Consider the following 17,110-nt stretch of genomic DNA (forward strand, 5'->3'; position numbering starts at 1 on the left):
GGTGCGAGGACGTGCCCGCCATGGCCGAAAACGAACACAGAAACCAACACAGGCAACGCGTGCTTAAGGGCGCCGCAATCCTGACCGGCATCAACAATTCCGAAGTGAAATGCGCGGTGCGCAACATGCATTCGAAGGGCGCGGAGTTGAAAGTGCCGATCGACGCACGCGTGCCGGACGAATTCCTGCTCTATGTGCCGGTCGACGGGATCGGCTACAAGGCGGTGGTGCGCTGGCGCCGCGAGGATCGCATCGGCGTCGAGTTCACCGGCACTGAGCCCAAGCCGCACTGGCACTACGGCTGAGCAGCACCAATTGGCTTGCCTGGCAAAGAAAGAGGGCCGACGGATCGCTCCGCCGGCCCTTGTCAGATGCATACGGAAGTCGAGAATTAATTTTTCGCCTTGTCGACCAGCTTGTTCTTGGCGATCCACGGCATCATCGCGCGCAGCTTCGCACCGACTTCCTCGATCTGGTGGCTGTCGTTGTTGCGGCGGATGCCCTTGAAGCGCGACAGACCGGCGCGATATTCCTGCATCCATTCCGAGGTGAACTTGCCGGTCTGGATGTCCTTCAGGATGCGCTTCATCTCGGCCTTGGTGTCGGCGGTGATGATGCGCGGACCCGAGACATACTCGCCCCACTCGGCGGTGTTCGAAATCGAGTAGTTCATGTTGGCGATGCCGCCCTCATAGATCAGGTCGACGATCAGCTTCACTTCGTGCAGGCACTCGAAATAGGCCATTTCCGGCGCGTAGCCGGCTTCCACCAGCGTCTCGAAGCCGGCACGGATCAGCTCGACCAGGCCGCCGCACAGCACAACCTGCTCGCCGAACAGGTCGGTCTCGCATTCCTCGCGGAAATTGGTCTCGATGATGCCTGAACGACCGCCGCCGACGCCACAGGCGTACGACAGAGCGAGGTCGAGCGCATTGCCCGAAGCGTCCTGGTTGACGGCGACCAGGCACGGCACGCCGCCGCCCTTCTGGTATTCGCCGCGCACGGTGTGGCCCGGGCCCTTCGGCGCGATCATGACGACGTCGACTGAAGCCTTGGGCTCGATCAGGCCGAAATGCACGTTGAGGCCGTGCGCGAAGGCGATCGCGGCGCCGTCGCGGATGTTCGGCGCGATCTCGTTTTTGTAGATATCGGCCTGCAATTCGTCGGGCGTCGCCATCATCATCAGGTCGGCCCATTTGGCGGCGTCGGCCACGCTCATGACCTTGAGGCCGTCGGCCTCGACCTTCTTGGCGGTGGCGGAACCGGCCTTGAGACCGATGGCGATCTCCTTGGCGCCGGAATCCTTGAGGTTGAGCGCATGCGCCCGGCCCTGGCTGCCATAGCCGATGATGGCGACCTTCTTGCCCTTGATCAGATTGAGATCGGCGTCACGATCGTAATAGACACGCATGTTGGTCTTCCTTCCCGTTTTGAAAATCAGGGGCTTTGCAGCCGGTTGTTTGCTCCGAAGAGAGCGAGAAACTGCTGCGTCGCGCGGCGGGCATCGCCGCCGATCGCCGCCTCAGTCGATTCCACCCGGTCGCCGAGCAGCAGACGGATCTGCACGTCGCGGCCGACCAGGCCGAAAAAGGTCCGGAACGCCGTCTCGGCGTCCTCGAAATCGAGCAGCCCGGCCTGCCGGCCTGCTTCAAGCACCGGCTTCAGCCGCTTGGCAAGCGCGAAGCGGCCATTCTGCAGCACGATCGCGCCGAGATCGTCCTTGCCGGAACCGGCATGGCTGACTGCCACACGGTTCAGCGCGATCGAAGTGTCGCTGGAGATAACCTTCAGCCAATCCGAAGCGAAACGGTCCAGGCTCGCCGTGAGCGAACCGATATCCAGTCTTTCACGGTCGATGGCCGCCACACGCACCTTGGACGCCTGCCACTGCACCGTCGCCGTTAGCAGGCCATCGCGGTCGCCGAACCATTTGTAGAGCGTTTCCTTGGAACAGCTTGCCCGCCGCGCCACCGCCGTCATGGTCAGGTTGTCGCCCTCCTCGACCAACAGGCGGAGCGCCGCGTCGAGAACGGCCTGCTGCCGCTCGGTGAGCGCTTCGCTCGTATCGATCTCCGCTGGCTGCAACACCGCTGTTCCCAATTCCGAATGCGTATTCAAGGCGTACCGTACGTTACGGTTCGGCTTATGGCGCATTCCGGTTTCCGATGCAAGGGGCCATTGTCGAAAATCAGGACGGCAGGGGCGGAAGAAGACCTCGCAATAGGTTCCCCCAACACACCGGTCGTATGTTTGTGTTGGCAGGTCACACACCTTGGAGAGTGGGCGTTTCGGCCAATCTCCAAGGCCTCCCCCCTGCCAACGCTGACAACCGGTCAAATCCCCGTGCTGGGGAACTAAGCGCTGGTCGGCGGATCCCGCAGCCGCCCGAGCAGGCTGGCCAATGTCTTCAGGTCCTGGACTGAAAGCCTGTCGCCCAATCGCTCGGCGATGGAAGCGCCATAGATCGCCCAGATGCGGCGGCGCATCTCACGCCCGCTTGCCGTGATGCGAACGGTCTGCCCGCGGCCATCGTCGGAGACAGGCAGCTTTTCAATCAGGCCATCCACTTCCAGCCGGGCCAGCAGCCTCGAGACGCCATACTGCGCCAACAGCACGCGATCGGTCAGCTCGAACGGCCGAAGGCCCCCCTCGCCCGCTTCGGCAAGCTCGTGCAGCACGTCGTACCAGGCGAGCGGCGGCAAGCCGTTTGCCTTGAGCGCATCCTCGATCCTTTCGACCAATTGACGCGAGACGCGCACGAGGCGCGCCCAGGCGGCGATGGCCTCGGGTGATGGGGATTTCTTCGTCATCGGCGCAGCCTATTGGATAGATGCAGTTGCATCAAGCTTGACGATCGATGCATTTGCATTCATATAGATGCAATTGCATCGACAAGGAACTCTCCGATGAAACATGAAATCTGCAAGATCGCCGATATCCCGCGAACCGGCAGCCTGATCGCGCCCTTCTTCGGCCGTGAGGTCCATGTCTGGCGCAGCGGCGAGCGCATCCGCGCCGCGGCCAATGTCTGCCTGCATTTCGGAGGATCGCTGGACTGCAAGGACGGTGCATTCGTCTGCCAGTGGCATGGCGCGAAATTCGACATGGATAACGGCGAGCGTCTCGAAGGGCCGGCGCCGAAGGGCTCGCGCCTGTTGTTCCTGTCGACCCGCATTGAAGACGACGCGCTCAACTATGTCTGGGGAGAGTGAAATGACCGCAACGCTCACCCTCGTCAGCCATCATTTGTGCCCCTACGTCCAGCGCGCCGCGATCTCGCTTGCCGAGAAAGGCGTGGCGTTCGAGCGGGTCCATGTCGACCTTTCCAACAAGCCGGAATGGTTCAAGGCCGTCTCGCCGCTCGGCAAGGTGCCGCTGCTCCGCGTCCGGCATGACCATCCGGAGGAAGTGATTTTCGAATCCGCCGTCATCCTCGAATTCCTCGAGGAGACCGAGGCCAATCCCTTGCACCCGGCCGATCCGCTGGCGCGAGCCAGGCATCGCGCCTGGATCGAATTCGGCTCGGCCATCCTCAACGCCATCGGCCGCCTCTATTCCGCTGCCGACGAGGCCGCTTTCCTCCATGAAAGCAGAGGTTTGTCCGACATGTTTTCACGTCTGGAAGCAGAACTGTCGGCAAGGCAAAGCGGTTCGTGGTTCGCCGGCGGGCGCTTCTCGCTGGTCGATGCCGTCTACGGGCCGATCTTCCGCTATTTCGACACCTTCGACCGTATCGGCGATTTCGGTATCCTCGACGGCAAGCCGCTCGTCCAGGCCTGGCGCGCGGCCTTGAGCAGGCGGCAATCGGTCAAGGAGGCGGTCAGCGCGGACTATCCGCAGCGGCTGCATGCCTTCCTGCTGGCAAAAAGATCCTACATGTCCGGGGTCATTCGGCTGCAGGCCATTGCAGTTCCGCAAGCCCGATCCGCCTGAACGGGTCGATCACGGTTCCGGCGACCATGGCGGCGAGGAATTGCGGCCCCGGCGGGATCCTCGCCAGTGCCGCCACCATGCGGTCGCGGACAAAGGGCAGGGCCGCGGAGTCCGACTGGTAGAACGGGGTCAGCGACAGCGACAGCGCTTGGAAGACGCGCACATGCCAACGGCGCGCGCTCGCATAGGTCTCCAGCGCGTGCTCGACGCTTTTCGCTTGCGCCAGCGCGTGGCTGACCGCCGCCGCGTCGAGCAGCGCCATGTTCGCGCCTTGCCCGAGTTGCGGGCTGGTCGAATGCGCGGCGTCGCCGATGACGGCAAGCCGCCGGCCGGCGGGCAGCGACATCGTGTGGTGGCCGTAACGGGCGAGCGAGAGCTGCTCGAAACTGTCGATCTGGCTGGTGAAGGCCTCGCACTCAGGCCACACCGAAACCACCCTCGCCTTCCAGGCACCCAGGCCCTTCGCCTTCACCTGTTCCGCGTCGCCCGGCTTGAGGCTCCAGAAGAAAGCCGCCATGTCTTCCGCGCCCCCCTCCGGCCGGCCGATCGGCAGCACGCCGACCATGACGCTTGCCTTGTCGTAGCGCTGCAGCAGCGCGCGTTTGTCGAAGCCGTCCCGCCAGCCGAGCGACGCCCAGAATGCTCCATAGGCGAGCGGCCGCGGCATTGCGGCATCGCCGAGATAATGCCGCAGCTTCGAGCGCGCGCCGCTGGCATCGACGATGAGGTCGAACGGCCCGAGCCGCCTGCCGTCGCCGCAGACGAGCATCGCGCGCTCAGCCGTCTCCAGCCTCTCGACCTCGACATTGGTTTCGATGGCGATCGCTTCGCGCAAGGCAGCGCGATAGAGCACCCCGAACAGCGCCGCCCGATGCACGGCGAGGCCGAAACGACGGCCGCGCCGCGCGTCGTAGCGGACTTCGAGCACCGTGCGGCCGCTGCCGGCGTCGGTGCCGTGCAGCCGCTCGATGCGGCTGCCCAGCGACAGGATCTCGTCGAGCAGGCCGAGATCGGCAAGCACGGTCAGCCCGGTCGGCTGCAGGATGAGGCCGGAACCGACCGGCTTCGGCACATCGAAGCGCTCGAAAACGGTGACCTTATGCCCGGCCCGCTTAAGGTAGAGCGCTGCCGCCAGCCCGGCCGGACCGGCGCCTGCAATCGCGATCTCGTAAGACTTGCCCATCGCCCCCCCGAACCGGCGGGGACAATCCCGCGTGGAACGCGCCGGATCAATCGGGCGCTTTGACGCTTGTAGCGGGAAATCAGTCTTGGGTGGCGTCGAAGGCGGCGCGCGCGTTGCGCACCGCGTCATGATTGAGCTCGGCCCATTGGACGAGATGATAGAGCGGGTCGAACATCGATCGTCCGAGGTCGGTCAGGCTGTATTCGACGCTCGGCGGCTTGGTCGGGAACACTTCGCGATGCACATAGCCGTCGCGCTGCAGGTCGTGGAGCGTTTGAGTCAGCATGCGCTGCGAAATGTCGGGGACTAGGCGACGCAACTCACCGAAGCGATATGGCTTCTCGGCCAGCGCCATGACCAGCAGCGAACTCCACTTGCCGCTGATGCCCTGGATGACGTCGCGGACCGGGCAGTCGGCGAAATTGGCGCCATTCGTCATGGCCTTATAGACCTCGAGCTTGGCTTTCAGATTGAAGATCTTGCTGTCCATGGCGACATCCGCTGATCGAAAACTCGGCCACCCAGGTGGTTCCCCGGCTGTGCCTACCTCCCGAAAAACTGCCTTCTTTACGGCTCGAGGTCAATTCCTATTTTAGTGCTGGTCTCTTTTTGAGACCACTCAACTCGACCCGCCTCTTGGCAATTCAAGGGATCCCCAATGTCCGAAACCCTTCTCGTCACCGGCGCTTCCGGCCATCTTGGCCGAGCCGTCATCAATCATCTGCTGAACACATTCAAGGTTCCAGCGGAACGCATCATCGCCACCACGCGCACGCCGGCGAACCTTGCCGAGCTTGCCGGGCGCGGCGTCGCAGTCCGGGAAGCCAATTTCGACGACACGGCGTCACTCGCCCAGGCTTTCGCGGGCGCCAGCCGCGTGCTCATCATCTCGACCAGCGAACTGGTGATCCAGGGGAAGCGGCGCGAGCAGCAGCTTGCCGCCGTCGCCGCAGCCAAACAGGCGGGCGTCGCCCACTTACTCTACACCTCGCTGCCCGATCCGGAGCCGGGCTCGCCAATCCTGTTCGCGCCCGACCACTACGATACCGAGCAGGCAATCAAGGCGGCCGGCATACCCTACACATTCTTCCGCGACGGCTGGTATGATGAGAACCTGTTCATGTCGCTGCCGCAGACCCTAGCGTCGGGACACTGGTATACTTCGGCGGGCGATGGCCGGATCTCCTATTGCGCGCGCGACGACATGGCGGCGGCGATCGCTGGCGGGCTGGCCTTGGCCTCCGATCAAAGCACCACCTACACGCTGACCGGCCCGAAAGCCTACACCGTCGCCGAAGTTGCCGCCCTGGTCACCGAAGTCACCGGCAAACCGATCGAGGTCGTGCAACTCTCGGACGAAGCGCTGACAGAAGGCATGAAGGCGGCAGGCCTGCCCGAGCCTATCGCCCGGCTTCTCGTCTCCTTCGACGCCGCCACGCGGGCCGGCGGCCTCGGCATGGTGACCGATGCCGTCGAGAAACTGTCTGGCCGGAAGTCCCTGTCGCTCCAGCGGTTTTTGGAAGCCAACAAGGCCAAGCTGGCTGGTTGAATATCTTTCTGCGCGGCGGGAGGCCTTATCCTGCCTGTCGCCGCGCTACTTCGCCTTCTTGAGCAACCCAAGCCGGACCAGGCTTTCCGCGGTGGCAACCAGCGCATCCTCGCGCGATCGCGGCGTCCAGCCCAGCATGCGCGTGGCCTTGGCGCTCGTGGCGTTCCTCGGCTTGCCCAGCTCCGTCACGATCTGGGCCGCCTGCCCATCGAACATCCCGACGATCCGGACCAGCCAGTCCGGCAGCACTCTGGTCGTGATGCGCGATCCCGCGTTGCCCAGCCGCGCCTTCAGCGTCCGCGCGATCTCCAGCATCGTCATGAAGTCGCCGCTGATGGCCAGGAACCGCTGGCCCCGGGCGGCGGGATTGGTCATGGCGCGCAGATGCAGGTCCGCGACGTCGCGCACGTCGACCACGCCGAACACCATGCGCGGCAGGCCGGGCATCTCGCCATCCATCAGGCGCCTGATGAAATCCGTCGAGGTCGAATGATCCGGCCCCAGGACCGGCCCGAAGATGCCGACCGGATTGACGACGGCCAATTGCAGTGATCCGCCTTCGCGATCGATGAAATCCCAGGCCGCGCGCTCGGCCAGCGTCTTCGACTTCACATAGGCGCTGACCTTCTGCGACAGATCGGTCCAGTTCTCTTCCGTGAACGGACGGCCCGCGACCGGTGTCTGGCCATAGCCGATAGCGGCAAAGGACGAGGTGAGCACGACGCGTTCGACGCCGGCATCGCGCGCCGCCCGCAGCACGCGCAACGCCCCTTCCCTGGCCGGAACGATCAGCTCGTCCTCGTGCTTCGGCACGCCGGGCGGGAACGGCGAAGCGACATGAAGGACGTATCGGCATCCGGCGACCGCTTCGGGCCAGCCCTTGTCGCTGATGAGATCGGCATAAGCGAAGGAAAGCGCGTCGCCCGGCTCGGCGCCGCCGACCTTCAGCATGGCAAGAACATCGGCTTCGCGCCTAGCCGAGCGCACCGTCGTGCGCACGCGGTAGCCCGCGTTCAACGCCGCAAGGATGCAATGAGCGCCAAGAAAGCCGGACCCGCCGGTCACAAGCACCAACTCGCCGCCCATGCCCCGCCCCTTTCGAAAGCGATCCCTGGAAAACTGCGTCTTCCATCCGGAATTGCGTGACGTCAGCCTGTGCGGCGCAGTCTGTCAGATCGCGACCTGCGTGCCAATCTCCACCACGCGCCCGGTGGGAATCTGGAAATACTCCGTCGCATCCGCTGCCGTCTTCGCCAGGCCGATGAACAGCCTGTCCTGCCAGATCGGCATGCCGGAATTGGGCGACGCCTTCAACGAGCGACGCGACAGGAAGAAGGACGTCGTCATGATGTCGAACTTCCAGCCCTGCTTGCGGCAGATGGCCAGGGCGCGCGGAATGTTGGGCTGCTCCATATAGCCGAAGGTCAGCGTCACGCGCATGAACAACTCGTTGACCGTTTCCAGCTTGACGCGCTCGCTGTCGGGCACCACCGGTTGCGGCGCCGTCACCACCGACAGGATGACGTTCTTCTCGTGCAGCACCTTGTAGTGCTTCAGGCTATGCATCAGCGCGGTCGGCGCGCTCAGCGGATCGCTGGTCAGGAACACGGCGGTGCCCGAGACCAGTTGCGGTTTCTTCTTCAGGAGATTCCCTGCCAGGAAATCGAGCGGGATCTCGTTGCGGCGGGTCTTGTCGAACAAATAGCGGCTGCCGCGGACCCAGGTCCACATGCCGAGGATGATGGCGAAGGCGACCGCAAGCGAAGCCCAGCCGCCCTCGAACACCTTGACGATGTTGGAGGCAAAGAAGCCGATGTCGATGAAGGCGAACACCGCCGTCAGTGCGGCGGCCGGCCAGATGTTCCATTTCCAGATGCGGGTCATGACGATGAACAGCAGCGTCGTCGTCACCAGCATGTTGCCGGTGACCGAGATGCCATAGGCCGAGGCGAGCTTGCTGGATTCGCCGAAACCGACCACCAGCATCATCACGACCAGCGCGATCAGCATGTTGACGCGCGGCATATAAACCTGGCCCGACTGTTTCTCCGACGTGTGCAGGATTTCGAGCCGCGGCAGCATGTTGAGCTGCACCGCCTGTCTCGTCAGCGAATAGGCGCCGGAGATCACCGCCTGGCTGGCGATGACCGTTGCCGCCGCCGCCAGCACCACCATCGGGATAAGCGCCCAGCCCTCGTTCATCTCGAAGAACGGGTGGCCGACCGTGCCGCCCTTGGCGAGCACATAGGCGCCTTGCCCGGCATAATTCAAAAGCAGGCACGGGAATACGATCGCCAGCCATGCCAGAACGATCGGCTTGCGACCGAAATGACCGAGGTCGGCGTAGAGCGCCTCGGCGCCGGTGACGGCCAGGAACACTGCGCCGACAGTGACAAAGGACACGTCGGGCGAATTGATGAAGAAGGCCACGATGTAATGTGGGCTGATTGCCCACAGGATTTCCGGATCGTCGATGATGTGATTGAGGCCGGACAGGCCGATGGCGAGAAACCAGATGGCGGTGACCGGGCCGAAAACCAGGCCCACGCCGCCGGTGCCGAAGCGCTGGACCGCAAACAGCATCGCAAGGATCAAAAGGGTCAGCGGCACGACATAGGGCTGGAAGGCCGGCGTGACGACATTCATGCCTTCGACCGCCGACAGCACGGAGATGGCGGGCGTGATGACCGCGTCGCCGAAGAACAGCGATGCTCCCACGATGCCGATGCCGAGCACGATCGCCGAACGTGTCGGGAAAGTACCGCGCGCCAGCGCCATCAAGGACAGCACGCCGCCCTCGCCGCGGTTATCGGCGCGCAACACGAACATGATGTACTTGACCGTGACCGTTATCGTCAGCGACCAGATGATCAGCGACAGCACACCCAGAATGTCCGCGCGATTGGCGACGTCGCCGCCTGAGGAAGCATGCAGCGCCTCGCGGAACGCGTAGATCGGGCTGGTGCCGATATCGCCATAGACGACACCGAGCGCGCCCAGCATCAGCACCTTGGTGCTGTGCTGCTCGATTTCCGGGTGGCTCGATTGGTCGGCGGGTTCTGCCTCAGCACCATTGGCAAGGGCCATGGACGACACTCCGATAAAACGCGCGGTGCTCTACGCTTGCTGCGGTGCAATATCAAGTGCCCTGACGTGAGGGCTCCCATGCCGCCGACGCACGGCTTTCAGTTACGGAACGGCCGGGCCTCTTCATCCGGAAAAAATCGGCGTCGTCAGATGGCGACCTGCGTGCCGATCTCGACCACGCGCCCGGTGGGAATCTGGAAATATTCGGTAGCGTCGGCCGCCGAGCGTGCCAGGCTGATGAACAGCCTGTCCTGCCAGACCGGCATGCCGGAATTGGGCGACGCCTTCAGCGAGCGTCGCGACAGGAAGAAGGATGTCGTCATGATGTCGAACTTCCAGCCCTGCTTGCGGCAGATGGCCAGGGCCCGCGGAATGTTGGGCTGCTCCATGTAGCCGAAGGTCAGCGTCACGCGCATGAACAGCTCGTTGACCGTCTCCATCTTGACGCGCTCGCTGTCGGGCACCACCGGCTGCGGCGCCGTCACCACCGACAGGATGACGTTCTTTTCGTGCAGCACTTTGTAGTGTTTCAGGCTGTGCATCAGCGCCGTCGGCGCACTCAGCGGATCGCTGGTCAGGAACACAGCGGTGCCCGAGACCAGCTGCGGCTTCTTCTTCAAGAGGTTCGCCGCCAGGAAATCGAGCGGGATCTCGTTGCGGCGCGTCTTGTCGAACAAATAGCGGGTGCCGCGGATCCAGGTCCACATGATCAGCCCCATGAGGCAGGCGACGGTGATCGACACCCAGCCGCCCTCGACGATCTTGACGACATTGGCCGAGAAGAAGCCGAGATCGATGACGCCGAACAGCATGGCCAATGCCAATGCGGCCGCAACCTGCCATTTCCAGAGCCAGCGCATGACGACGAACAGGAGAATCGTCGTCATCAGCATCTCGCCCGTCACCGAAATGCCGTAGGCGGACGCCAGCGCGCTCGAGCTGCCGAAACCGACGACCAGAAGCATCACGCCGAGCGCGACGAGCAGGTTGACCCTCGGCATGTAGATCTGGCCGCGCTGCATCTCGGATGTGTGCTGCACCTCGATGCGGGGCAGAATGTTGAGCTGCACCGCCTGCCTTGTCAGCGAAAAAGCGCCGGAAATGACCGCCTGGCTGGCGATGACCGTGGCTGCCGTCGCCAGGCCCACCATCGGCATCAGCGCCCATTCGGGCAGCATCTGGAAGAACGGGTTGGTGGGCTTGCCGCCATGCGAGAGCACGAACGCGCCCTGCCCGAAATAATTCAACAGCAGGCAAGGGAAAACGATTGCGAACCAGGCCATCACGATCGGCTTGCGGCCGAAATGGCCGAGGTCGACATAGAGCGCCTCGGCGCCGGTGACCGCCAGGAACACGGCGCCGACGGTGACGAAGGCGCCCGTCGGCGTGGTGGCGAGATAATAGAGCGCGTAATACGGATTGATCGCCAGGAAAACGGATGGATCGTCGACGATGTGGTAGAGGCCAGCCGCGCCGATCGCCACGAACCATGTCGCGGTCACCGGCCCGAACACAGCTGCCACCTTGCCCGTGCCGAAACGCTGCACGGCGAAAAGCACCGCCAGGATGACCAGCGTGATCGGAACCACGTAGGCATCGAGCGCCGGCGTGACGACTTCCAGGCCTTCGACCGCCGAAAGCACGGAGATCGCCGGCGTGATGATCGAATCGCCGAAGAACAGCGCCGCGCCGCAGAGGCCGATCACCAGGATGAGACGCGAGCCCGGAGGATAGGCGCTGCGCGCCAGCGCCATCAGCGACAGCGTGCCGCCCTCGCCCTTGTTGTCGGCCCTGAGCACGAAGGCGACATATTTGATCGTGACGATGATGGTGAGCGCCCACACGATCAACGACAGGACGCCCAGCACGTCATGGCGGGCGACCGAGCTCGACGAGGCATGCAGCGCCTCGCGAAAGGCGTAGATCGGGCTTGTGCCGATATCGCCGTAGACGACGCCCAGCGCGCCAAGCATCAGCACCTTGGTGCTCTGCTGCCGTTCGGTCTCGGCATGGCCCGGGCGTTCGAGGGATTCCGTCTCGCTGGCGTTGGCTAGCACCATGAACCCCACTTCACCGGATTCGTCACGCTCCGAGGCCGCCGCAACGCGCGGGACGCACCAAGACTGCCGAAACTACGCAAGGCGCCCTACCATCCGCAGGCCTTCAAGAACCGCCCGACCGTGCCGGCCATGCCATACTCCAGCGCATCGGCTGTCAACCCGTGTCCGATCGATACTTCGGCCAATGCCGGAATGCGCTTGGCCAGTGCCGGCAGGTTTTGCACGGTCAGATCGTGGCCGGCATTGACGCCGAGCCCGGCCTTGAATGCAGCGTCCCCGGTTTTTCCCAATCTTTCCAGTTCTTTCGCCGCCTTTGCGGAATCGGAATGGAAGCCGCCATAGGGGCCGGTATAGAGCTCGATGCGGTCGGCGCCGGTGTCGCGAGCCGCATTGACCGCGTCCGGAGCCGCATCGGAAAACAACGACACGCGGAACCCGCCTTTCTTCAGCCGCTTGACGATCGGAGTGAGGAACGCCGCCTGGGCGACGAAGTTCCAGCCATGGTCCGAAGTCGCCTGCGCCGGGTCGTCCGGCACCAGCGTCACCTGCTCGGGCTGGGTTTTCTCGACAAGCGCCAGGAAATCCTCGGTCGGATAGCCTTCGATGTTGAACTCGGCGCCCGGAAATTCGTCGTCGATCAGCGCCCTGATCTCCGGCAGGTCGGAATGCCTGGTGTGCCGCTCGTCTGGCCTCGGATGCACCGTCAGCCCATGCGCGCCGGCGGCAAGGGCGATGCGGCCAAGTCCGGTGACGCTCGGCCATGGCAGGTCGCGGCGGTTGCGCAGCATGGCGACGGCGTTGAGATTGACCGAAAGCTTGGCGGGCATGAGCTGGGTCCAGTGGATCGGCGCGCATCTATACCGTCTTTGACGGGAACAGATAGAGGGTTTCGCGTGTTCCAGGGGATAGATGGAGGCTAACGTAAGGATCTATCAGTGAATTTCCTCGAAGCCGTGCCGGCGATCCGCCGCATCGAAACCAATCGCGACGCGCTTTTCGCCATTGACGTCGTCGGCGACGTCTCGCCGGCCGATGCGGAAAATCTGTTCGGCCTGCTGGAGGCCGCCTACGCGCTGCATCCGAGGATCGACGTGCTGGTCAGGCTGACCGACGAGGAAAGCGTGGACTGGGCCAATATTTCCAAGGACACGCTGCGTCAGGGCGTTGCCGACGCGATGCAACATGTCGTGCGCTGCGCGGCCATCGGCGAGCCGGGTTGGGCCGCTCTCGTCACCGGCGTTTTTCCCAAGACGCCGCCCTTCGAATTCAGACGCTTCGATGTCGACGACGAGGAGGCCGCCTGGCAGTGGCTTGGCGCAAGGCCGACGGATTAGGCCAGCCTCTCCTGAACCCCGACGCCCCTAGCGTACCACAGTCAGCCGCTCGGCGGCGCGGGTAATGGCGGTATAGAGCCAGCGCTGCCTGGTTTCCTTGAAGGCCCAGCTTTCGTCGAACAGCACGACGTCGTTCCACTGCGAGCCCTGCGCCTTGTGCACGGTCAGCGCGTAGCCATAGTCGAAATCGTCGAAACGCTTCTTCTGTTGCCAGGGGATTTCGGCATCCGGGTCCTCGAAGGCCGCCTTGAGCAGCTTGATCTTGGCGACGCCGCGGTCGGGATCGTCCTCTTCCGGCGAGACCAGAAGATTGATGCCGGGCTTCACCGTCTCGCGCGACGAGGTCATCACTTTCCACAGCGAACCGTTGAGCAGCCCCTTGGCCGGATCGTTGCGCAGGCAGACCAGCTTGTCGCCGGCCTGCGGAAAATCGGCATTGAACCCCTTCAGCTCGCGCAGCCTTTGATTGTAGCGCCGGCGCGTGCGGTTTGTGCCGACCAGCACCTGATCGGCCTTGAGCACGAGGTCCTGGTTGACGCCTTCCCTGCCGATGACCTGCGCCGTGCCGTAGTCGCCATGCATGAATTCACGGCCTTCGCGCACGTCGAGGGCGAGGCGGATGATCGGATTGTCGCGCGCCTGGCGGTGGATCTCGGTCAGCAGCACGTCTGGTTCGTGTTCGGTGAAGAAGCCGCCACCCGAGATCGGCGGCAGCTGCGCCGGATCGCCCAGCACCAGGATTGGCGTGCCAAAACTCTGCAGGTCGCGGCCGAGCTGCTCGTCGACCATCGAGCATTCGTCGATGACGACGAGCTTCGCACGCGATATCGGGCTTTGCCGGTTGAGCGAAAAGGTCGGCGACATCGAGGTCTTGCCGGTCACCTCGTCCGCGACCGATTCTTCCCCCTTCGGCCTATAGATCAGCGAATGGATGGTGCGGGCGTTGGTCGCTCCCTTCGAGCGCAGCACCTGGGCCGCCTTGCCGGTGAAGGCAGCGAACTGCACCTGCCCGTCGACATGCTCGGCGAAATAGCGCGCCAGCGTCGTCTTGCCGGTGCCGGCATAGCCGAACAGCCGGAAGACCTGCGGCCGGCCCTCCTTGAGCCAGCGCCCGACCGCTTTCAGCGCCTCATCCTGTTGGGGAGAAAATTCCATCAGTGCGACAGACCGGATTCGCTGACGAAAGACAAGGTTGGCCGCAATGCCGGCCGTTGTCGGCAGCAATCGCTAGCGCATCCGACAACTTAGGCTATCAGTCACAAGCCGGAACGTAAAGAGAACAAAATTGCAGTGCCTCGGTTGGCTCCGACGAAGAACAAGTCAGCCGAAGGCAGCCACTGCCGGCGGCGGGGGCGGATCGCTGCCAGCCGTCGGAACGGGCGCGTAGTGGTCGAACTGCATCGTGTAGGTCGCGCGGTCCCGGCTTATCGAGCGCAGGTTGTCGAAGTACTTGAACATGGTGGCCAGCGGCACCATCGCGTTGACGACGATGGCCTCGCCGCGGCTTATCCGACTCTTGACCAGACCGCGGCGGCCGTGCAGGTCGCCGATAATGTTGATGACATAGATTTCCGGCGTCACCACCTCGACCTTCATGATCGGTTCGAGCAATTGTACGCCAAGCTTGGGTGCGGCTTCGCGGAAACAGGCGCGGCCGGCGATCTCGAATGCGAGCGCCGAAGAGTCGGTATGATGGTAGGCGCCGTCCATCAGTGTCGCCTTGACGCCGCTCATCGGGAAGCCGGCAAACGGGCCGGACGTCATGACGCTGCCGATGCCCTTCTCGACACCCGGGATGTATTCCTTCGGAACCGCAGCACCGACGATCCTGGATTCGAACACGAACTCGCTGCTGTCCGGGTTCGGTTCGAACAGGATCTTGACGCGAGCGAACTGGCCCGTACCGCCGGTCTGCTTCTTGTGCGTGTAGTCCAGCTCGTGCTTGCGGGTGATGGTCTCGCGATAAGCCACCTGCGGCGCGCCGACATTGGCTTCCACCTTGAACTCGCGACGCATGCGGTCGATGATGATGTCGAGGTGAAGCTCGCCTGTGCCGGAAATGATCGTCTGCCCCGATTCCTCGTCAGTCTTGACGTGGAAGGACGGATCCTCGTTGGCCAGCGTCGACAGGGCGACACGCAACTTCTCCTCCTCGGCTCTCGACTTCGCCTCGATCGCGATTTGCAGCAAAGGCCATGGTGCGGGAGGCTTTTCCATCATGACGACATGGTCGCTGGTCGCCTCAATATTTGCAACTGAGGGCGGACGCGAAATCCAGACGAAGATAGTAAAAGACTAACTGGCCGTTTGGTCTGACTGGCGTAGACGCCGTCAGGGCCCTGGATCGTTCTCCAGCAGGATCGGCTTGCCGTGCGGCGTGGCATGCGCGGCGCGTTCCCATGCGGCAGCCAACTCATCGACCTCGCCCTTTCCAGCGACCCCCTTGCGCGACAAAAGCTTCTCCAGCGCCGCCAGCCAATGCTCGTAATAATCGTGGCCGTCCGTTGCCGCGTCCGGCTTCTTCACCTCGGCCGACAAGGCCTCCGCCCATTCGCTCCATGAAAACAAGCCCTTGCCGTGCAGCGCGACCGTCAGGGCGAAGGCTTCGGCCTGCCACGGCTCGGCGAAGACCGGCTCGTCGAAACCCGCCGGCAACTTGGCCTCATGCAGGCTCAAGATAGCTCTCCCAGGCATCGACCGAGACGCTGAGCGTCGGATCGGCGCCCTCGCCCCAGATTTCGGCTCCGTCGAACACCACCGTATAGACCCATTGCGGGTTCTCGCCCTTGCCATGCGCGTTGCTGTCGGGGAAGACGAAGCCGTCGCGCACCGCCTCGATCGTCCCCGTCTTGCCGCGCGCGTAGCGCGGCAGGCGCGTATGGCCGGTCGGGTTGAAATTCTTCGTGCGCACCCGATCGCCCGCCTGGAACCGCGCCGGCGTGGCGCCCGGCCGGGCGCACGGGCCGCCCTTGGCCAGCACCGCCGGCACATCCGCCGCCTTCAGCACTCTTTTCGGCGTCGCGGCCGCATCGACGGCCTTGCCGGCGGCAAGGTCGCGCTCGCTGACGAAGCCGTGGCGTTTCAAGAGCGTTTCCAGCGCCTTGATCCATATCTGATAGTAGCTCGACGAATAATAATCGGCGGGATGCAGCGATTCCCGCGCATGCCGGCTTTCATCGATGTTCCAGGCGCCCATGCCGCCGGCCGTCAGCGTGACGCCGAGCGCCCGCCTTTCCCATGCCGCATGGAAATAAGGCTCGTCTTTCTCGGGCGCGACCGGTCCGAAACCCATCTGCCCGCCGAGATCCTGCGGCCCGTTCATGCGGGTTCCTTCGCGACTGCCGTGCCGATCATCGCGTCGCGGCTGACCAGTCCGGCGAGCTGCTCCTCGCTCCAGCCTTCGGTGCCCTTGGGCCGCATCGGCACAACGAGGTAGCGAAGCTCGGCGGTCGAATCCCAGACGCGGATTTTCTTCTCCGCCGGCAGCGTCAGCCCGAACTCCTCGAGCACGCCGCGCGGATCGATCACCGCCCGCGAGCGGTAAGGCGGCGCCTTGTACCAGACCGGCGGCAGGCCGAGCACCGACCACGGATAGCAGGAGCAGAGTGTGCAGACGACGAGGTTGTGCGTCTCCTCGGTGTTGAACACGGCTTGCATGTGTTCGCCCTGGCGGCCGGTATAGGAAAGCTTCTCGATCGCCGCGGTTGCGTCGCGCTTGAGCCACTCGGCATAGGCAGGATCGTTCCAGGCCTTCGCCACCACCCGCGCGCCGTTGCGCGGACCGATCTTCGTCTCATAGGTGTCGACGATGACGTCGATGGCGGCAGGATCGATCAGGCCCTTCTGGGTGAGGATCGTCTCCAACGCGCGCACGCGCGCTGCGAATGGATCGAGCTCGTTGTCGTGATCATGGGACATGGCCCAAAACTACGGCCCCAATGCGCCAGCCGCAAGCGCAAGGCCT

Annotated in this window: 18 protein-coding genes and 1 pseudogene; 5 read left to right on the plus strand and 14 right to left on the minus strand. The window is 63.9% G+C overall.

Annotated features, from left to right (window positions below; genetic code table 11):
* The first annotated feature begins 20 nt into the window (after positions 1–20).
* On the plus strand, positions 21–305 hold the full coding sequence (locus LB572_RS03255; protein ID WP_140807123.1) for a PilZ domain-containing protein: 285 nt from the start codon (positions 21–23) through the stop codon (positions 303–305).
* 86 nt (positions 306–391) lie between these two features.
* On the opposite strand, the gene ilvC is transcribed toward LB572_RS03255, so the two are convergent.
* From ilvC to LB572_RS03270, 3 genes are all read right to left on the minus strand, one after another.
* Positions 392–1,411, minus strand: a complete 1,020-nt coding sequence (ilvC, locus tag LB572_RS03260) for a ketol-acid reductoisomerase (protein ID WP_140807124.1) — start codon at positions 1,409–1,411, stop codon at positions 392–394.
* A 26-nt stretch (positions 1,412–1,437) separates the two neighbouring features.
* Positions 1,438–2,088 carry a TetR/AcrR family transcriptional regulator gene (locus tag LB572_RS03265; protein ID WP_224666699.1) on the minus strand — a complete coding sequence of 217 codons (651 nt, stop codon included), beginning with the start codon at positions 2,086–2,088 and terminating at the stop codon, positions 1,438–1,440.
* A gap of 266 nt (positions 2,089–2,354) precedes the next feature.
* Positions 2,355–2,810: a MarR family winged helix-turn-helix transcriptional regulator gene (locus LB572_RS03270; RefSeq protein WP_224666700.1), complete on the minus strand. Its 456-nt coding sequence runs from the start codon at positions 2,808–2,810 to the stop codon at positions 2,355–2,357.
* Between the two features lie 96 nt (positions 2,811–2,906).
* Between LB572_RS03270 and LB572_RS03275 the strand changes: the two genes are divergently transcribed.
* Both LB572_RS03275 and LB572_RS03280 read left to right on the plus strand, forming a co-directional pair.
* Positions 2,907–3,212, plus strand: a complete 306-nt coding sequence (locus LB572_RS03275) for a Rieske (2Fe-2S) protein (RefSeq protein ID WP_224666701.1) — start codon at positions 2,907–2,909, stop codon at positions 3,210–3,212.
* Between the two features lies 1 nt (position 3,213).
* Positions 3,214–3,933: a glutathione S-transferase family protein gene (locus tag LB572_RS03280; protein WP_224666702.1), complete on the plus strand. Its 720-nt coding sequence runs from the start codon at positions 3,214–3,216 to the stop codon at positions 3,931–3,933.
* Here LB572_RS03280 and LB572_RS03285 read toward each other — a convergent pair.
* Both LB572_RS03285 and LB572_RS03290 read right to left on the minus strand, forming a co-directional pair.
* Positions 3,887–5,116 (minus strand): FAD-dependent oxidoreductase, encoded by a 1,230-nt coding sequence (locus LB572_RS03285; RefSeq protein WP_224666703.1) that lies wholly within the window; start codon positions 5,114–5,116, stop codon positions 3,887–3,889. The genes LB572_RS03280 and LB572_RS03285 overlap by 47 nt on opposite strands.
* Before the next feature lie 79 nt (positions 5,117–5,195).
* The gene (locus LB572_RS03290) at positions 5,196–5,606 is read right to left on the minus strand and encodes a winged helix-turn-helix transcriptional regulator (RefSeq protein ID WP_224666704.1); all 411 of its coding nucleotides are present in this window, start codon (positions 5,604–5,606) and stop codon (positions 5,196–5,198) included.
* 168 nt (positions 5,607–5,774) lie between these two features.
* Here LB572_RS03290 and LB572_RS03295 point away from each other — a divergent pair, with 168 nt between their 5' ends.
* The gene (locus LB572_RS03295) at positions 5,775–6,665 is read left to right on the plus strand and encodes an SDR family oxidoreductase (RefSeq protein ID WP_224666705.1); all 891 of its coding nucleotides are present in this window, start codon (positions 5,775–5,777) and stop codon (positions 6,663–6,665) included.
* A 45-nt stretch (positions 6,666–6,710) separates the two neighbouring features.
* On the opposite strand, the gene LB572_RS03300 is transcribed toward LB572_RS03295, so the two are convergent.
* The 4 genes from LB572_RS03300 to LB572_RS03315 all read right to left on the minus strand — a co-directional run bounded on the left by LB572_RS03300 (position 6,711) and on the right by LB572_RS03315 (position 12,639).
* Positions 6,711–7,751: an SDR family oxidoreductase gene (locus LB572_RS03300; RefSeq protein WP_224666706.1), complete on the minus strand. Its 1,041-nt coding sequence runs from the start codon at positions 7,749–7,751 to the stop codon at positions 6,711–6,713.
* An 84-nt stretch (positions 7,752–7,835) separates the two neighbouring features.
* The gene (locus tag LB572_RS03305) at positions 7,836–9,752 is read right to left on the minus strand and encodes a potassium transporter Kup (protein ID WP_224666707.1); all 1,917 of its coding nucleotides are present in this window, start codon (positions 9,750–9,752) and stop codon (positions 7,836–7,838) included.
* 146 nt (positions 9,753–9,898) lie between these two features.
* Positions 9,899–11,812, minus strand: a complete 1,914-nt coding sequence (locus LB572_RS03310; protein WP_224666708.1) for a potassium transporter Kup — start codon at positions 11,810–11,812, stop codon at positions 9,899–9,901.
* Positions 11,813–11,898: 86 nt separating this feature from the next.
* Positions 11,899–12,639 carry a pyridoxine 5'-phosphate synthase gene (locus LB572_RS03315; protein WP_224666709.1) on the minus strand — a complete coding sequence of 247 codons (741 nt, stop codon included), beginning with the start codon at positions 12,637–12,639 and terminating at the stop codon, positions 11,899–11,901.
* A gap of 108 nt (positions 12,640–12,747) precedes the next feature.
* Here LB572_RS03315 and LB572_RS03320 point away from each other — a divergent pair, with 108 nt between their 5' ends.
* Positions 12,748–13,146, plus strand: a complete 399-nt coding sequence (locus LB572_RS03320; protein WP_140807135.1) for an STAS/SEC14 domain-containing protein — start codon at positions 12,748–12,750, stop codon at positions 13,144–13,146.
* A 27-nt stretch (positions 13,147–13,173) separates the two neighbouring features.
* Here the strand turns inward: LB572_RS03320 and LB572_RS03325 are convergent, their stop codons facing one another.
* The 5 genes and pseudogenes from LB572_RS03325 to nthA form a co-directional block, all read right to left on the minus strand.
* The gene (locus tag LB572_RS03325; RefSeq protein WP_140807136.1) at positions 13,174–14,301 is read right to left on the minus strand and encodes an ATP-dependent DNA helicase; all 1,128 of its coding nucleotides are present in this window, start codon (positions 14,299–14,301) and stop codon (positions 13,174–13,176) included.
* A 165-nt stretch (positions 14,302–14,466) separates the two neighbouring features.
* Positions 14,467–15,369 (minus strand): annotated as a pseudogene (gene fusA, locus LB572_RS03330) (elongation factor G); the annotation flags it as partial.
* A gap of 108 nt (positions 15,370–15,477) precedes the next feature.
* Positions 15,478–15,840 carry a nitrile hydratase accessory protein gene (locus tag LB572_RS03335; RefSeq protein ID WP_181179705.1) on the minus strand — a complete coding sequence of 121 codons (363 nt, stop codon included), beginning with the start codon at positions 15,838–15,840 and terminating at the stop codon, positions 15,478–15,480.
* Positions 15,809–16,468: a nitrile hydratase subunit beta gene (gene nthB, locus LB572_RS03340; RefSeq protein WP_224666710.1), complete on the minus strand. Its 660-nt coding sequence runs from the start codon at positions 16,466–16,468 to the stop codon at positions 15,809–15,811. Before nthB ends, LB572_RS03335 begins: the two co-directional genes overlap by 32 nt.
* Positions 16,465–17,064, minus strand: coding sequence for a nitrile hydratase subunit alpha (gene nthA, locus LB572_RS03345; RefSeq protein ID WP_224666711.1), 600 nt, complete (start codon positions 17,062–17,064; stop codon positions 16,465–16,467). Before nthA ends, nthB begins: the two co-directional genes overlap by 4 nt.
* Between the last annotated feature and the right edge of the window lie 46 nt (positions 17,065–17,110).

This window comes from Mesorhizobium sp. BH1-1-5 (genome assembly GCF_020165615.1).
GTDB lineage: Bacteria > Pseudomonadota > Alphaproteobacteria > Rhizobiales > Rhizobiaceae > Mesorhizobium.

What these genes read in the sequence shown, in the direction of transcription:
- LB572_RS03325 (WP_140807136.1), bottom strand. Translation starts at nt 14,301, where the DNA reads ATGGAATTTTCTCCCCAACAGGATGAGGCGCTGAAAGCGGTCGGGCGC.
- ilvC (WP_140807124.1), bottom strand. Translation starts at nt 1,411, where the DNA reads ATGCGTGTCTATTACGATCGTGACGCCGATCTCAATCTGATCAAGGGC.
- LB572_RS03275 (WP_224666701.1), top strand. Translation starts at nt 2,907, where the DNA reads ATGAAACATGAAATCTGCAAGATCGCCGATATCCCGCGAACCGGCAGC.
- LB572_RS03300 (WP_224666706.1), bottom strand. Translation starts at nt 7,751, where the DNA reads ATGGGCGGCGAGTTGGTGCTTGTGACCGGCGGGTCCGGCTTTCTTGGC.
- LB572_RS03305 (WP_224666707.1), bottom strand. Translation starts at nt 9,752, where the DNA reads ATGGCCCTTGCCAATGGTGCTGAGGCAGAACCCGCCGACCAATCGAGC.
- LB572_RS03285 (WP_224666703.1), bottom strand. Translation starts at nt 5,116, where the DNA reads ATGGGCAAGTCTTACGAGATCGCGATTGCAGGCGCCGGTCCGGCCGGG.
- nthA (WP_224666711.1), bottom strand. Translation starts at nt 17,064, where the DNA reads ATGTCCCATGATCACGACAACGAGCTCGATCCATTCGCAGCGCGCGTG.
- LB572_RS03280 (WP_224666702.1), top strand. Translation starts at nt 3,214, where the DNA reads ATGACCGCAACGCTCACCCTCGTCAGCCATCATTTGTGCCCCTACGTC.
- LB572_RS03295 (WP_224666705.1), top strand. Translation starts at nt 5,775, where the DNA reads ATGTCCGAAACCCTTCTCGTCACCGGCGCTTCCGGCCATCTTGGCCGA.
- LB572_RS03255 (WP_140807123.1), top strand. Translation starts at nt 21, where the DNA reads ATGGCCGAAAACGAACACAGAAACCAACACAGGCAACGCGTGCTTAAG.
- LB572_RS03290 (WP_224666704.1), bottom strand. Translation starts at nt 5,606, where the DNA reads ATGGACAGCAAGATCTTCAATCTGAAAGCCAAGCTCGAGGTCTATAAG.
- LB572_RS03335 (WP_181179705.1), bottom strand. Translation starts at nt 15,840, where the DNA reads ATGCCTGGGAGAGCTATCTTGAGCCTGCATGAGGCCAAGTTGCCGGCG.
- LB572_RS03315 (WP_224666709.1), bottom strand. Translation starts at nt 12,639, where the DNA reads ATGCCCGCCAAGCTTTCGGTCAATCTCAACGCCGTCGCCATGCTGCGC.
- LB572_RS03270 (WP_224666700.1), bottom strand. Translation starts at nt 2,810, where the DNA reads ATGACGAAGAAATCCCCATCACCCGAGGCCATCGCCGCCTGGGCGCGC.
- LB572_RS03310 (WP_224666708.1), bottom strand. Translation starts at nt 11,812, where the DNA reads ATGGTGCTAGCCAACGCCAGCGAGACGGAATCCCTCGAACGCCCGGGC.
- nthB (WP_224666710.1), bottom strand. Translation starts at nt 16,468, where the DNA reads ATGAACGGGCCGCAGGATCTCGGCGGGCAGATGGGTTTCGGACCGGTC.